Below are 15,282 nucleotides of genomic sequence, written 5' to 3'. Positions count from 1 at the left end.
CTCAGACCTCTCGCTCGACGGACGTGCCGGACCCGGCCTGGCCCTGGGTGGCGGGCCGGTCGGTGCCCTCGGCGCCGCGCTCGGCGGGCTGCCGGCCGGCGGGCTCGGGGGTGTCCGGGTGGTGCTGCTCGGCGCCGGCCCGCTCGGCCGGGTTGCCGGCCGCCGCGACCGCGGTGTCGGCGGCCTGCTCGGCGGGCGTCTCCCCCGTCGTCCCGGCCGTGGGCACGTCGGGTGCCGGGGCGGGCTCGGGCTCGGGGGTGTCGTAGGGGGGTGCGGTCTCGCCGCGCTCGGCGGCGAGCCGGACGCCGACCAGCGTCGGGACGCCGGCCGACGGTCCGTCCACCGCGGCCTGGGCCGCTGCGGCGTCGGCGTGCTGGGACAGGCCGGCGAGCTGGCGGGAGACGCCGCGGAAGTCGGTCAGCGGCGCGCCGCGGGTGGGCGGTGGCTTCTCCCCCATGCGCAGGGCGGTGACCAGGGCGCGGGCGGACTCGACGTCCTGCTGGTCGTAGAACTCGTAGTCGACGGTGACGACGGGGGCGTGGTCGCAGGCGGCCAGGCACTCGGCGTGCTCGAGGGTGATCGTGCCGTCGGCGGTGGTCTGGTCGTGGCCGACGCCGAGGTCGGCCGACAGCGCGTCGTAGATGCGCTTCCCGCCCAGGACGGCGCACAGCGTGTTCGTGCAGACGCTGACCAGGTGCTCACCGGTCGGGTGCCGCTTGAACATCGTGTAGAACGTCGCGACCGCGCCGATCTCGGCCTTGGTGAGCCCGAGCAGCCGGGCACAGAAGCCGACGCCCTCGGGCGAGACGTACCCCTGCACGGACTGGACCAGGTGCAGCATCGGCAGCAGCGCCGAGCGTGGCTGCGGGTAGCGCGCCATGAGCTCGCGGGCCTCGGCCTCGGTCTGCGCGGTCAGCGGCGGCAGATCTGCGACGTGCGCGGTCGGGCCCGCGTCCAGCCCGGTGGTGGCCTCGGCCTCGCGGGACGACCCCAGCGCCGTCATCGGTCCACACCCCCCATGACCGGGTCGATCGAGGCGATCGCGGCGATGACGTCGGCGATCATGCCGCCCTCGCTCATCGCCGCCGTGGCCTGCAGGTTCACGAAGCTGGGGTCGCGGACGTGCACCCGGAACGGGCGGGTGCCGCCGTCGCTGACCACGTGGTAGCCGAGCTCGCCGCGGGGGGACTCGATGGCCTGGTAGACCTGCCCGGCGGGCACCCGGAAGCCCTCGGTCACCAGCTTGAAGTGGTGGATCAGGGCCTCCATCGACTGGCCCATGATGTGCCGCACGTGGTCGAGGGAGTTGCCCATGCCGTCGGCGCCCAGCGACAGCTGCGCGGGCCAGGCGATCTTCTTGTCCTCCACCATCACCGGGCCGGGCTCGAGCCGGTCGACGGCCTGCCCGATGATCTTCAGCGACTCGCCGATCTCGGCGACCCGCACCAGGTACCGACCCCAGGCGTCGGCGGTGTCGGCGGTGGGCACCTCGAAGTCGTAGGTCTCGTAGCCGCAGTAGGGCTCGACCTTCCGCAGGTCCCAGGGCAGGCCGGCCGAGCGCAGCACCGGGCCGGTGACGCCGAGGGCGAGGCAGCCGGTCACGTCGAGGTAGCCGACGTCCTTGAGCCGGCGCTGCCAGATCGGCTGGCCGGTGAGCAGTCGGTGCATCGCGGCGATCCGCTCGGGCATCACGGTGAGCAGCTCGCGGATGCGCACCTCGACGCCGGCGGGCAGGTCCTGCGCCAGGCCGCCGGGGCGGACGTAGGCGTGGTTCATCCGCAGGCCGGTGATCTCCTCGAGCACGTCGAGGACCAGCTCGCGCTCGCGGAAGCCGTTGGTCATCCCGGTGAGGGCGCCCATCTCCATGCCGAAGGTGGCCAGGCCCACCAGGTGCGAGGCGATCCGGTTGAGCTCCATGACCAGCACCCGGATGGTCTGCGCGCGCTGCGGCACCGCGATGCCCAGCAGCTTCTCCACGGCCAGGCAGTAGGCGGTCTCGTTGAACAGCGGGGCGAGGTAGTCCATCCGCGTGACGAGCGTCGTCCCCTGCGTCCAGGTGCGGTACTCCGTCGTCTTCTCGATGCCCGTGTGCAGGTAGCCGATGACGACTCGGGCCTTCGTGACCGTCTCGCCCTCGAGGTCGAGCACCAGGCGCAGGACGCCGTGGGTGGAGGGGTGCTGCGGGCCCATGTTGACGACGAGCCGCTCCTCCTCGTGCAGGTCGGTGCCGAAGGTCTGGTCCCAGTCGCCGCCGGTGACCGTGTAGACGCGACCCTCGGTGGTCTGGCGCGAACCGGCGTACGGGTCGCTCGTCGTCGTCATCGGTAGCTCCGGCGCTCGTCGGGCGGCGGGATCTGGGCGCCCACGTACTCGACCGGGACGCCGCCGAGGGGGTAGTCCTTGCGCTGGGGGTGGCCGTCCCAGTCGTCGGGCATGAGGATCCGGGTGAGTGCGGGGTGGCCGTCGAAGACGACGCCGAACATGTCCCAGACCTCCCGCTCGTGCCAGTCCGCGGTCGGGTAGACGCCGGTGACCGAGGGGACGTGCGGGTCCTCGGCGGTGACCGCGACCTCCAGCCGGATGCGGCGGCGGTAGGTCATCGAGGTCAGGTGGTGGACGACGTGGAAGCGCGGTCGGCCGGCGTTCGCGGCCGGGCCGCCGGAGTCCAGGTAGTCGACCGCGGAGACGCTGCTGCACAGCTCGAAGCGCAGCGCCTCGTCGTCCCGCAGGGCCTGCACCAGGGTGAGCAGGTGCTCGCGGACGACGAAGTAGGTGATCTCGCCACGGTCGACCAGCACCCGCGGGACGGCGGCCGCCCAGGTGGCCTCGCCGACGGCGTCGATCAGCGCGTCGGTGACCTCGTCGAACCAGCCGCCGTAGGGGCGGTCGGTGGAGTGCAGCGCGACGGCGCCGCCGGGCTCGACCCGGACCAGGCCGCCGAAGCCGGAGGTGTCGCCGCTGCCGGTGACGCCGAAGGCGCCGCGGCGGAACCCGTCGGTCACCGGGGTGCTCCCGTCCCCGGCAGGAGGAGCGCGTGGCCGCCGCGCTGCTCGCTGGCGAACTGGCCGGTGCGGCCGGCGGCGGCCGCCGCCTCGTAGGCGCGGCGCTTCTCCGGGTCGAACCGGACGCTGGAGGGCATCTCCAGGTGCAGGTCGGGTGCGGTGCCATCGGCGCGGGCGGCGGCCTGCTGGGCGGCGCGCTTGGCACCGAGCGGCTCGTGCTGGATCTTGTAGTGGAGCTTGAGGATGGCGTCGGTGAGCATCTCCGGCCGCGGCGGGCAGCCGGGCAGGTACATGTCCACCGGGACGACGTGGTCGACGCCCTGGACGATCGCGTAGTTGTTGAACATGCCGCCGGAGCTGGCGCAGACGCCCATCGCGAGCACCCAGCGGGGTTCGGGCATCTGGTCGTAGATCTGGCGCAGGACCGGGGCCATCTTCTGGCTGACCCGGCCGGCCACGATCATCAGGTCGGCCTGGCGGGGCGAGGCGCGGAAGACCTCCATGCCGAAGCGGGCCAGGTCGTAGCGCCCGGCGCCGGAGGCCATCATCTCGATGGCGCAGCAGGCCAGGCCGAAGGTGGCCGGCCACAGCGAGGACTTGCGGGTCCAGTTGACCAGCTTCTCCACGCTGGTCAGCAGGACGCCGGACGGCAGCTTCTCTTCCAGGCCCATGGTCAGCTCACTCCCACTCGAGCCCGCCGCGGCGCCACACGTAGGCGTAGGCGATGAAGACGGTGCCGATGAAGACGGCCATCTCGACGAGGCCGAAGACGCCCAGGGAGTCGTTGGCGACGGCCCAGGGGTAGAGGAAGACGATCTCGATGTCGAAGACGATGAACAACATCGCGGTCAGGTAGTACTTGACCGGGAAGCGGCCGCCGGTGAGCGGCTGGTCGACCGGCTCGATGCCGCACTCGTAGGCCTCGAGCTTGGCGCGGTTGTACCGGCGCGGGCCGATGAACGGCGCGGCCGTGACCGAGAACAGCGCGAAGGCGGCGGCCAGGACGAACAGGCCGACGAGCGGGACGTAGTTCGCGAGCATCAGGCGTGCTCCCCGCCCACGGGGGTCGGCGGCGGACCAGCCGCCGGACGACCGCCGCGGGGTGTGCACCTCGTTGTGCAGACCACCGGACGACCTCTCTCCCGCACCCGGCGGACCGGGACGGCGCTTGTGAACTACTTCACAAAGTCGAGCGATCGGAGCTTATCGCCGCCGGAGTCCGGCACACCAGTCCTTTCGTGACACATTTCACAAACGGTTGGTCAGGCAGCGCTGAGCAGCGCGTTCGGGGGTCTGCGGAGTCCTCCCGGCCACGGCGGCGGGACGGGAGGTCGAGCAGCAGGGCTCCAGGGGTCGGTGGACGGCGGTGCGGGAGGCCCGGCGGTCAGCCGAGCTCCGGTGCCGGGGCGGGCGGTGGTGCCACGGGGTCGGTCGGGGTCGGTGTCGGCACCGGCGCCGGTGACGGCGGGGAGACGGGGTCCATGGGCGACGGGGACGGCGAGGGCGGCTGGGGCGCGGGCGGCGGCGGGAACGTCATGGCGGCAGGGTGCTCCTGCCACGGGTCCCACGGCGGGGTCCGTCGCGCCGTTCGCTGAGGGCGTGGACCGCTGTCCCGCACACTCGATCGCGGGCTGCCGCTCGTCGGGGTGCTCGGGTGCGCACCCGGCAGCCGAGCCCCTCCCCCGCCGCGGTCCGTCGTGGTCGGCAGTCGACGCCGCACCGACCGGGCGCAGCAGCGTGCGTGGCGTCCGGTCGGCGCGGTGGTCAGAAGGGCGGCGGGTCGTCGGCGTCCGGTGGGGCGCCGCTGGTCACCAGCTGCGGGCCGGTCAGCCGTCGCTGTCCGGTGAGCATCCGCAGGCCCGGTGGCCGGGTCGTGCGGGTGACCCCGCTCGGCATGGTGACCGACAGGACCCCGTCGCCGGTCATGGTGAACCGCCAGCCGGGGGCATGGGTCTTGAGCCGGTGGTGTCGGCGGCACAGGCAGCAGAGGTTGGCGCAGTCGGTCGGGCCGCCGTCGCCGTGGGCGTGCACGTGGTCGAGGTCGGTGCGCGCGGCGGGACGACGGCAGCCGGGATGGCGGCACGTTCGGTCCCGGGCGTGGACGAACCGGCGTTGCGCTGGGGTGGGGCTGTAGCGGTGGACCGGCGGTGGCCGGTCCAGCACTGCACACCGGCACGACCCTGGCGGGTGGTCGGAGCACCCGCGCCGGACCAGCCGTTGCAGCTCCGGCCGGGTGACCGTGGCCTGCAGCGCTCCGGTGACCGGGTCGACCAGCGCGACGTCCATCGAGCCGCCGGCCGGCGCCTGCAGGCCGCCGGGGCACAGCGAGTCCAGCTGTCCGAGCAGCTCACGCAGCTGCTCGTGGGTGATCGGTGCCCCGCCGACCGACGCAGCGTCCTCGTCGATCGCCGCGCCTGCCGGCGATGGCTGCTGCTCCTCCACACCCGCAGAGCGCGCGCCCGTCGCCGGCAGCGGTGCGATCACCTGAAGGTGCGCGGTCACCGGCGCCCGGCTGGTGTCCCACGGACGCAGGATCAGGTCCGAGAGCACGAGTGCCCTCAGCTGACCGATCGACCGCTGGTCGCCGTCGTCCTTCGCCATCCGCGCGTAGGTGTCCACGGTCTCCCGGCACGCCGCAGCCACCGGCGTCGGCAGGTCGGCGATCAGCTCGGACATGCCGTCACCCACTGCCCGCACCCGCACGTCGGCGGCCCGTTCCGCCTTCTTCCGCCGACGGTCGGCCGCCGCAGCATCCAGGGCGATCAGCGCCGCCGCCGTCCGCTCCCGCAACCGCACCGGCGTCTCCCCCGCCCGAGCCCAGCCCAACGCCTGCGCCTCGACCTCGGCCACCACGGCCGGCTCCACCGGCCCACCGGCCGCCTGGGACTGACCGGCGAGTGCCCGCACGATCGCGTTCGCCCGCGGCTCGTCGACCAGCCCGTCCGCCAGCGCCGCCCACGTCTCCGGCAGCTCCTGCACCAGTGCCAGTGACCGCTCCGCGAGGCCCGTCGCCGCGGCCAGCGAGATCCCCCGCAGCAGGGCCAGCTCATCGACCAGGAACTCCGACACACCTGCCTGCACGCGGGCAGGCGACCAGCCCTCCACCCCGTGGCCGGGCTGGTCCTCGGTCAGGTCGGTCTGCGCCGGCCGACGAGCCGCCAGCTCCGCGACCAGCACCGCCTCGTAGGCGGCCAACTGCGCCCGCGCGTCAGCGACCGCGGCCATCTCCCGCACCAGCTCCGCGTCCGAACTCGACTCGGGAGCCAGCACCTCCGCCAACCGCGTCCGCCGGCGGGTCACCCCCGCCGGAGGCGGCGGCAGGGCAGGCAGGGACTCGGCACGGTCGACGACCGTGAGCCCCATCCCGTATCCGCTGAACACACCCCGAACTTAGGCGAGGGGTACGACAGATCCTGCAGGTCGGAGCCCTGTCGCGCGGCTCCCTCGCACAGCGGGCCCAACGCTCGGGCAACACCGCGTCGCGAGGGTTCGAGCAGCACGACGCAACTCCCTCGGGCAGCGGCTCGAGTCCACGGACACGTGGGGACCACGGCCAGGCGACGTTGTGACCGGAACGTCCTGACCCCACCGCGCGAAGCGCCCCACAGCGGGAAGGGCCGAGCGCACGAGGAGGACGCCGACCGACGCCGGGCCGACAGGGTCCGAGCCACCCCGCGCGCCCCGTCCGCACTGTGTCCTCGAGCCAGGCGCACGAGAGCGACGACGCCCGGCCGGGGCGGAAGTCGGTGGCCCCACCCAGCGTCAGCAGGCAGGGTCCGGGGCGTGCAGCCGACCGCGCTCGACGAGGCCCTGGTGCGTCGGCTGATCGCCGCGCAGTTCCCTCGGTGGGACGACCTGCCCGTTGCCCGCGTGGAGCCGGGCGGCTGGGACAACCGCACGTTCCGCCTGGGCCCGGACATGCTGGTCCGGCTGCCGAGCGCCGCCGAGTACGCTGAGGCCGTCGCGAAGGAGCAGCGCTGGCTCCCGGTCCTCGCCCCCCACCTCCCGCTGCCGGTCCCGGTCCCGCTGGCGCACGGCACACCCGGCGCGGGCCTTCCGTGGCCATGGTCGGTGTACCGCTGGCTCGACGGCGAGGACGCCGCCCGCTCACCGGTCCGCGACCTCGCCGCCCTCGCCACCGACCTGGCCGCGTTCCTGCGCGCCCTGCAGGCGATCGACCCCGCCGGCGGGCCCGCCCCCGGCGTGCACAACTGGTTCCGCGGCGCACCGCTGACCCACTACGACGACGAGACCCGGCAGGCGCTCGACGTCCTCGGCGACACCGTCGACCGCCGCGCCGCCGCGAGGGTCTGGGACACCGCCCTCTCGACGTCCTGGCGAGGCCCACCCCGCTGGTTCCACGGCGACGTCGCGGTCGGCAACCTGCTGGTCCGCGACGGCCGCCTCGCCGGCGTCGTCGACTTCGGCACGTGCGGCGTCGGCGACCCCGCCTGCGACCTCGTCATCGCCTGGACGCTCTTCGGCGGCCCGAGCCGGACGGCGTTCCGCGAGGGCCTCGACCTGGACGACGACACCTGGGACCGGGCCCGCGGCTGGGCGCTGTGGAAGGCGCTGGTCGTCCTGGACGGGACGTCGAACGGCGACGTCGGTGACGCCGAGCGCGTGCTCGGGGAGCTGCTGGCCTAGCGCTTGGTGCCGCGGTGCAGGGCGACGACGCCGCCGGTGAGGTCGCGCCACTCGACGCCGGACCACCCGGCCTGCTGCAGCCACGAGGCCAGCTCGGCCTGCGCCGGCCACGCCCGGATCGACTCCGCCAGGTAGACGTAGGCCTCGGGGTTGCTGCTCACCGCACGCGCGATCGCCGGCAGCGCCCGCATCAGGTACTCGGTGTAGACGGTGCGGAACGGCCTCCAGACCGGGCTGGAGAACTCGCACACCACCAGCGTGCCGCCGGGCCGGGTCACCCGGGAGAACTCGCGCAGCGCGGCCACCGGGTCGGCCACGTTCCGCAGCCCGAAGGAGATGACCACGCCGTCGACGCTCTCGTCGGCCAGCGGCAGCGCCATCGCGTCCCCGGCGACCTTGGGCACGTCCCGCGCCGCCCCGGCCCAGAGCATGCCCTGGGAGAAGTCGCAGGCGATCGCGTGCACGCCCCCGGCGGCGAGCTCGACGGTGGACACCGCCGTCCCGGCCGCGACGTCGAGCACGGTGGCCCCGGGCCGGGCGCCGAGCGCCTCCCGGGTGGCGCGCCGCCAGCCGGCGTCCAGGCCCCCGGAGAGCACGGTGTTGGTCACGTCGTAGCGGCCGGCGACGCGGTCGAACATCGCGGCCACCTCCGCCGGGCGCTTGTCCAGCCCGGCCCGCACGCCCGTCGCCTCTGTCCGTCCACCGGTCGCCACGTCGGCGACGCTACCCGCGGGCCTCCTACCCTGGAGCGGTGACCACGACCGCCGCGAGCACCGCTGCGGTGACCACGACCCCCCTGGGCACCCGCCGCACCCCGCTGCTCTCGCTGGTGCCCGCCGACGGCGCCCTGGCCTGGGTGCGCCGCGGCGAGGGGCTGGTCGGCTGGGGCGAGGCCGACCGCCTGGAGGTCAGCGGACCCGACGCGCTCGCCGAGGCCGCCGCGTGGTGGGCCGACCGCTGCGCCCGCACCGCGGTCACCGACCCGCTCGGCGTCCCGGGGTCCGGACCGGTCGTCTTCGGCTCGGTCGCCTTCGACCCGGCGGCCGGGACGTCGGTGTTCGTCGTCCCGGAGGTCGTCGTGGGCCGCCGGGGCGGCGTGACCTGGGTGACGGTCACCGGCCAGGACCCCGACGCGGTCGTCGAGACCTCCGAGCAGCACGCGGCCACCTCGATCGGCCGTCTCGCCTACGCCGACGGGGCGCTGGACCCGGTCGCCTGGTGCCGCGCGGTCGCCGCCGCCGTCGCCCGGATCGAGGCCGGTGAGCTGGACAAGGTGGTGCTGGCCCGCGACCTGCTGGTCTCCGCCGACCGTCCGCTGGACCCCCGCCGGCTGCTGCTGCGGCTGGCCGAGCGCTTCCCCGACACCTGGACCTTCGCCGTCGACGGGCTGCTCGGCGCCACCCCCGAGCTGCTGCTGCGCCGCACCGGCCGGGACGTCGACTCGCGCGTGCTGGCCGGCACCGCCCCGCGCGGCGCGGGCGCCGAGGACGACCGGCTGGCCGCCAGCCTGGAGGACTCGGCCAAGGACCACGCCGAGCACGCCTACGCCGTGGACTCCCTCGCCGACGCGCTGCGCCCGCACGTCGAGGAGCTGTTCGTCCCCGAGCGCCCGTCGGTGCTCACCCTGCCCAACGTGCGGCACCTGGCCAGCGACGTGCGCGGCCGCCAGCGGGACGACGACCCCACCGGGCTGCTGGAGCTGGTCGCCGCCGTGCACCCCACCGCCGCCGTCTGCGGCAGCCCGACGCCGGCCGCCGCGCGGGTCATCGGCGAGCTCGAGGGCATGGACCGCGGCCGGTACGCCGGCCCGGTCGGCTGGCTGGACGCCCGCGGTGACGGCGAGTTCGGGCTGGCCCTGCGCTGCGCCCAGCTCACCGGCGCCGACGGCGGGCGGCAGGCACGGCTGTTCGCCGGCTGCGGCATCGTCGCCGGCTCCGACCCGATCGCCGAGCTGGCCGAGACCCAGGCCAAGCTCGCCGCCTTCCAGGCCGCGCTGGAGGACTGACCCTCCCCCTCGTCCGGGGGGAGGACGCCTCCGGACGCTGGAGCCCCACCCCCGAGCTGCCGACACCTCACGGGACGACATCCGTCGACCGGGAGGACAACGCAGTCATGGGCACCACGCCGGTCACCACTCGCGGACGGGCGATCGTCGGCGGCTGGCTGCTGGCCGCGACCGCCCTGGTCCTGGTCCCCTCCTTCGCGACCGAGTCGCTGTTCACCGAGACGAGCTACGTGCTGGTCAGCTCGGGGGCTGCTGCCGCGGCCTGGGTCGCCACGCGGCGACGCGGCCCCGGTGGAGGCGTGCGCCGACTCGCCGTCGCCCTCACCCTGAACGCCGTCGGGGACCTGGTGTGGCAGCTCGAGGACTGGGTGACCGGCAACACCCCGGACGTGTCCCTGGCCGACGTCGCCTACCTGCTGAGCTACGTCGCCCTCGGCGCCGCGCTCATCGGCCAGGCCGGGGGCCGGTCCGCCACCCCCCGGGACCGGCTGCACGCCCTGCTGGACTCCGCTGCCGTGCTGGTCGCGGCCCTGCTGATGGTGTGGCAGGCCTCGATCGGCACCACCCTGGCCGACGACTCGCTCCCGCTCTTCAGCAAGGTGGTGCTCGCGGCCTACCCGGTGCTGGACGTGCTGGCCCTCGGGCTGGTCGTCCGCGCCGTGGTCCTGCGCGCCCGGCTGGACCGCCAGGCCGTCCTCCTGGCCCTGGGCGCCGCCGCCTGGACGGCCTCGGACCTCGGCTGGCTGCTGCTGGCCTCCGCGGACCAGGTCGAGGACTGGCTGAGCGCCGGCTGGCTGGCCGGCGCGGTGGCCCTGGCCGCCGCGGCCTGGGCCCCCCGCCCGGCCACGGCCGAGCAGTCCACCGACTCGGTGATCGGCCACTGGCGGCTCACCTGCGCGTTCCTGCCGCTGCTGGTGCCCGGCATCATCGAGTTCGACGCGTGGCTCACCGGCGTCGACGTGGACCCGGTGCCCGGCCTGCTGGCCACCGTCCTCCTCACCGCGCTGGTCGTCGTCCGGGCGCAGCGGCTGCTCGCCGACGCCGTCCGCTCCCGCGCCGACGTCCGGTCGCTGGCCCGCCGCTACGAGGCGCTGGCCCTGAACTCCTCCGACGCCGTGGTCGTCGTCGACCCCGCCGGGGTGCTGACCACGGACTCCGCGTCGCTGGCCGAGCTGCTCGGCCAGCCCGGCGAGGCCGGCCGGTCGCTCCCCGCGCTGCTGGGCAGCGTGGGCGTCGACCCCGCCGACGTGCACGCCGTCCTCGCCCGGGCCACCGCCGCGCCCGGCGAGCCGGTCGAGCTGGAGCTGCGCGGTGGGCACCCCACCGGCGGCGTCGTCTGGCTGGGCGGCCGCGCCGTCGACCTGCGCACCGACCCCGACGTCGAGGGCGTCGCGGTCAACCTCTACGACATCACCGCCCGCAAGCTGGCCGAGGCCGAACTCGCCCACCAGGCCTTCTACGACGGCCTGACCGGGCTGGCCAACCGCGCGCTGTTCCTCGACCACACCGAGCAGGCACTGCGCCGGGCCGCCCGCACCGGCAGCCCGCCGATCGTGCTGTGCCTGGACCTCGACGGCTTCAAGGACGTCAACGACAGCCTGGGCCACCTGGCCGGCGACGAGCTGCTGTGCACGATCGCCCGACGCCTGCTGGGCGCGGTGCGGTCCGCCGACACCGTGGCCCGGCTGGGCGGGGACGAGTTCGCCGTCCTGCTCGACGACACCCGCGGCGGCGTGCCGTTCGCCACGACGCTGTCCCAGCGGCTGCTGGACGTCATCGGCGAGCCGGTCGAGCTCGGCGGGCACCGGGTGCACGTCGCCGCCAGCATCGGCATCGTCACCGCCGACACCGGCGCGACCCCGCTGTCGATGTTCCGGGACGCCGACATCGCCATGTACCGCGCCAAGGCCGCCGGCCGCGCCCAGGCCGTCGTCTTCGACCCGGGCATGCGGGCGGCCGCGCTGCAGCGGATCGAGCTCGAACGGGAGCTCGCCGGCGCCCTGTCGGCCGGTCAGCTGCGGCTGGTCTACCAGCCCGTGGTCGACCTGCAGACCGAGTGCGTCGTCGGGTTCGAGGCGCTGCTGCGCTGGCAGCACCCCACGCTCGGGGCGATCGGGCCGGACCGGTTCGTCCCGGTCGCCGAGGACGCCGGCACCATCGTGCCGATCGGCCGGTGGGTGCTCGCCGAGGCCACCTGCACCGCCGCACGCTGGCAGCGGGCCCACCCCTCGGCCACCCCGCTGTCGATGGCGGTCAACGTCTCCGCCCGGCAGCTGGCCGACGGCACGCTGCTCGCCGACGTCGCCGAGGCGCTGACCACCAGCGGCATCTCGCCGTCCTCGCTGGTCCTGGAGGTCACCGAGACGGCGCTGGTCACCGACCCCGACGCCGTGGCCGAGCAGCTGTGCGCGCTGCGCGGTCTGGGCGTGCGGCTGGCGCTGGACGACTTCGGCACGGGCTACTCCTCGCTCAGCTACCTGCGCCAGTTCCCCGTCGACGTCCTCAAGATCGACCGTTCCTTCGTCGACCTGCTCGACGGCTCGGCCGAGGACGCCGCGATCGTGCACGGCCTCGTGCAGCTGGGCCGGACCCTGAGGCTGGAGATCGTCGCCGAGGGCGTGGAGACCGTGGCGCAGCGCGACCGGCTGCGGGCCGAGCGGTGCCAGCTCGCCCAGGGCTGGCTGTTCGCGCCGGCGCTGGAGGCCGACGAGGCCGAGCGGCTGCTGCTGCAACGAGCCGTGCCCACCCCGGCGCTCCCCCGTCCCCGGGACGGCCGGACGCCGGGCGAGACGCCGCTGTCCCTGGCCTGACCGGGAACGGCGGGAGCCGCTAGCCCAGGGCCTCGGCGGCGGCGTCGCGCAGCCGGGTGGCCAGCGCCGCCTCGGCGGCGGCGTCGGTGCGGACGACGACCACCCGCGGACCGCCGGCGCCCAGCGCGGCCACCAGCTGCGCCGGGTCGCTGACCGCGGTCGCCGCCCAGCCCAGCGCGCGGGCCACCGCCACCAGGTCCCGGCCGTGCGGGGTGGCGAACACCCGGCGGAAGGAGGCGGCGTGCTGCGGCTGCCCGGGTTCCAGGGTGTTGAAGATGCCGCCGCCGTCGTTGTCCGGCACGACGACGGTGAGGTCGGGCCGCTGCTCCCCCGACCCGGTGAGCAGGCCGGTGAGGTCGTGCAGGAACGTCAGGTCGCCCATCAGCGCGAACGCCGGCCCGCCCCCGGCGCCCTGGTGCGCCAGCGCCGCGCCCACCGCGGTGGAGATCGTGCCGTCGATGCCGGCCACCCCGCGGTTGGCCAGCACGGTCAGCCCCGGCCGCGGCACGGCGAGCCGGTCGACGTCGCGCACCGGGGTCGAGGAGCCGAGCACCAGCAGCGCACCGGCCGGCAGGGTCGCCACCAGGTCGCGGGCCAGCCGCGCCGCGGTCAGCCCCCGCCCGGGGACGTCGTCGAGCTGCGCGTCGACCGCGCGGCCCACCCGGTCGGCCGCCGCCGACCACTCCGCGGCCCACCCCCCGGCCGGCGACCCGGCACCCGGACGCAGCCCGGCGTCGCGCAGCGCCAGACCCGGGTCCAGCTGGGCGCTGCCGACGACGGCGGTGCTGCGGGACGGGTCGGCCCAGCGCGGCGAGGGCGTGTAGGTCTGCACGGTCACCGCCGGGTCGGCCAGCAGCGCGTTCACCGGCCGGGACAGCGTCGGGCGGCCCACCACGACCACGCGGTCGGGCCGGTGCGCGGCCAGCCACCCGGGTGACCCCAGCAGCAGGGCCGGCCCGCGCAGCGCGCCCGCGGCACCCCAGGCACCGCTGCTGGGCTCGGCGAGCACCGGCCACCCCCGCTGGTCGGCGACGACGGCGGCGGCCCGGCCGACCGCGGTCGGTGCGTCACCGGCGACCACCAGCGTGCGGCCCGACGCCGCCGGGTCCGCGCCGGGGAACGGGGCGCTGCGGTGGCCGCCCTGCCCCGCCACCACGGTCCACGGCTCGCCGTCCGGCCGTCCGGAGAGGTCCCCGGCCAGGGCCGCCGGCCGGTTGCCGGGGCCGGCGTCGTCGGGCATCAGCGGCTCGCGCAGCGCCAGGTTCAGGTGCACCGGGCCCGGGTCGCCGGACAGCTCACCGCGGGCCACCACCAGCGCCTTGGCCACGACCGAGCGCCAGTACCGGTTCTGCGCGGCCTCCCGGCCGGCTTCGGGCGCCCCGACGTCCAGCGCCCAGCGCACCGCGCCGCCGTAGAGCCCGACCTGGTCGATCGTCTGGTTGGCGCCGGTGGCCCGCAGCTCCGGCGGCCGGTCGGCGGTGAGCGCCAGCAGCGGCACCCCGCTCTCGTGCGCCTCGAGCACCGCGGCGTGCAGGTGGGCGGTCGCCGTGCCGGAGGTGGTGAGCACCGGCACGGGCCGGCCGCTGGACTTGGCCAGCCCGAGCGCCAGGAAGGCCGCCGTCCGCTCGTCGATCCGCACGTGCAGCCGCAGCCGGCCGGCGACCTCGGCGTCGGCCAGCGCGACGGCGACCGGCGCGGACCGGGACCCCGGGGAGAGCACGGCGTCGGTGACCCCGCCGCGGACCAGCTCGTCGACCAGGACCCGGGCGAACGCGGTGGCCGGGTTCACGCCTGCACCGCCGCCAGCCGGGCGAGCCAGCGCTGGGTCGTCTCGGCGTCCGCGGCGGTCTCCGCGAGCCGGTCGGGGGTCACCGCGCGCACCGGCAGCGCCCCGTCGACCGGCAGCAGCGGCTCGGCGGTGACGTCGTCGGTGAAGAGCGCGACGGTGGCCAGCCCGCAGGCGAAGGGCAGCTCGGGCAGCGCCGCGGCCAGCGCGACGCCGGCGGCGATGCCCACCGAGCTCTCCAGGGCCGAGGAGACGACGCAGGGCAGGCCGTGCGCCTGCGCGACCTCCAGCGCGGCGCGCACCCCGCCCAGCGGCTGCACCTTCAGGACGACGACGTCGGCGGCCTCGCGCAGGTCGACCCGGCGTGGGTCGGCGGCGCGGCGGACCACCTCGTCGGCGGCGATCCGCACGTCGACCCGGCGGCGCAACCGCGCGAGCTCCTCGACCGTGGCGCACGGCTGCTCGACGTACTCCAGGCCGACGCGGTCCAGGGCGGTGATCCGGGCGACCGCCGTGTCGACGTCCCAGGCGGTGTTGGCGTCGACCCGGATGGCGCCGTCGGGGCCCAGCGCGTCGCGGACCGCCTCGACCCGGGCCTCGTCCTCGGCCGGGGCCTGCCCGGGCTCGGCGACCTTGACCTTGGCGGTGCGGCAGCCCGACGCGGTCACGATCGCGTGCGCCCGCTCGGGCCCGACGGCGGGGACGGTGACGTTCACCGGCACGCTGCTGCGCAGCGGCGCGGGCCAGCCCAGGACGGCGGCCTCGTGCGCGGCGGCCCACCAGCGGCGGCTCTCGGCGACGTCGTAGTCCCAGAACGGGGAGAACTCGCCCCAGCCGGCCGGCCCGCGCAGCAGCACGCCGTCGCGGACGTCGATGCCGCGGAAGCGGGTGCGCAGCGGCACCCGGTAGACGTGGGTCTCGCTCGCGGGCGCGGGATCGGGAACCACGGGCCCAGCCTAGGCGCGCCACGACCGGCGTCCTGGCGCACGATCGGTGTGCCGTGCACCCGGGTGCCCTACCGTTCCCCCCGGC

At 75.8% G+C, this 15,282-nt stretch carries 12 protein-coding genes; 3 read left to right on the top strand and 9 right to left on the bottom strand.

Annotated features, from left to right (window positions below; translation table 11 throughout):
* Position 1 precedes the first annotated feature (1 nt).
* From nuoE to O2W14_RS03680, 6 genes are all read right to left on the bottom strand, one after another.
* The gene (gene nuoE / locus O2W14_RS03705) at positions 2-1,003 is read right to left on the bottom strand and encodes an NADH-quinone oxidoreductase subunit NuoE (RefSeq protein ID WP_269174740.1); all 1,002 of its coding nucleotides are present in this window, start codon (positions 1,001-1,003) and stop codon (positions 2-4) included.
* Entirely contained in the window at positions 1,000-2,322 is a 1,323-nt protein-coding gene (locus O2W14_RS03700) for an NADH-quinone oxidoreductase subunit D (RefSeq protein ID WP_269174739.1), read from the bottom strand. The genes nuoE and O2W14_RS03700 overlap by 4 nt, the downstream gene beginning before the upstream one ends.
* The gene (locus tag O2W14_RS03695) at positions 2,319-3,002 is read right to left on the bottom strand and encodes an NADH-quinone oxidoreductase subunit C (protein ID WP_269174738.1); all 684 of its coding nucleotides are present in this window, start codon (positions 3,000-3,002) and stop codon (positions 2,319-2,321) included. The genes O2W14_RS03700 and O2W14_RS03695 overlap by 4 nt, the downstream gene beginning before the upstream one ends.
* Complete coding sequence (locus O2W14_RS03690) at positions 2,999-3,673, bottom strand: NuoB/complex I 20 kDa subunit family protein (RefSeq protein WP_442928819.1); 675 nt, start codon at positions 3,671-3,673, stop codon at positions 2,999-3,001. Before O2W14_RS03690 ends, O2W14_RS03695 begins: the two co-directional genes overlap by 4 nt.
* 7 nt (positions 3,674-3,680) lie before the next feature.
* Positions 3,681-4,043: an NADH-quinone oxidoreductase subunit A gene (locus O2W14_RS03685; protein ID WP_269174737.1), complete on the bottom strand. Its 363-nt coding sequence runs from the start codon at positions 4,041-4,043 to the stop codon at positions 3,681-3,683.
* A gap of 723 nt (positions 4,044-4,766) precedes the next feature.
* A complete protein-coding gene (locus tag O2W14_RS03680; protein ID WP_269174736.1) occupies positions 4,767-6,227 on the bottom strand; it encodes an HNH endonuclease signature motif containing protein in 1,461 nt (486 codons plus the stop codon).
* 558 nt (positions 6,228-6,785) lie between these two features.
* Here O2W14_RS03680 and O2W14_RS03675 point away from each other — a divergent pair.
* Positions 6,786-7,649 carry an aminoglycoside phosphotransferase family protein gene (locus O2W14_RS03675; RefSeq protein ID WP_269174735.1) on the top strand — a complete coding sequence of 288 codons (864 nt, stop codon included), beginning with the start codon at positions 6,786-6,788 and terminating at the stop codon, positions 7,647-7,649.
* Here the strand turns inward: O2W14_RS03675 and O2W14_RS03670 are convergent.
* The gene (locus O2W14_RS03670; protein WP_269174734.1) at positions 7,646-8,362 is read right to left on the bottom strand and encodes a demethylmenaquinone methyltransferase; all 717 of its coding nucleotides are present in this window, start codon (positions 8,360-8,362) and stop codon (positions 7,646-7,648) included. The genes O2W14_RS03675 and O2W14_RS03670 overlap by 4 nt on opposite strands.
* A gap of 38 nt (positions 8,363-8,400) precedes the next feature.
* Here O2W14_RS03670 and O2W14_RS03665 point away from each other — a divergent pair, with 38 nt between their 5' ends.
* Positions 8,401-9,654 carry an isochorismate synthase gene (locus tag O2W14_RS03665; RefSeq protein WP_269174733.1) on the top strand — a complete coding sequence of 418 codons (1,254 nt, stop codon included), beginning with the start codon at positions 8,401-8,403 and terminating at the stop codon, positions 9,652-9,654.
* Between the two features lie 107 nt (positions 9,655-9,761).
* Complete coding sequence (locus tag O2W14_RS03660; RefSeq protein WP_269174732.1) at positions 9,762-12,464, top strand: putative bifunctional diguanylate cyclase/phosphodiesterase; 2,703 nt, start codon at positions 9,762-9,764, stop codon at positions 12,462-12,464.
* 19 nt (positions 12,465-12,483) lie between these two features.
* Here O2W14_RS03660 and menD read toward each other — a convergent pair whose 3' ends face one another.
* Both menD and O2W14_RS03650 read right to left on the bottom strand, forming a co-directional pair.
* Positions 12,484-14,253, bottom strand: a complete 1,770-nt coding sequence (menD, locus tag O2W14_RS03655; protein WP_269174731.1) for a 2-succinyl-5-enolpyruvyl-6-hydroxy-3-cyclohexene-1-carboxylic-acid synthase — start codon at positions 14,251-14,253, stop codon at positions 12,484-12,486.
* A complete protein-coding gene (locus O2W14_RS03650) occupies positions 14,250-15,197 on the bottom strand; it encodes an o-succinylbenzoate synthase (protein WP_269174730.1) in 948 nt (315 codons plus the stop codon). The genes menD and O2W14_RS03650 overlap by 4 nt, the downstream gene beginning before the upstream one ends.
* Positions 15,198-15,282: the final 85 nt, after the last annotated feature.

The sequence above is a fragment of the Modestobacter sp. VKM Ac-2986 genome (assembly GCF_026967795.1).
GTDB lineage: Bacteria > Actinomycetota > Actinomycetes > Mycobacteriales > Geodermatophilaceae > Modestobacter.
Note: the sequence above shows the minus strand (reverse complement) of the source record. Positions and strands in the feature narration are given on the sequence as shown.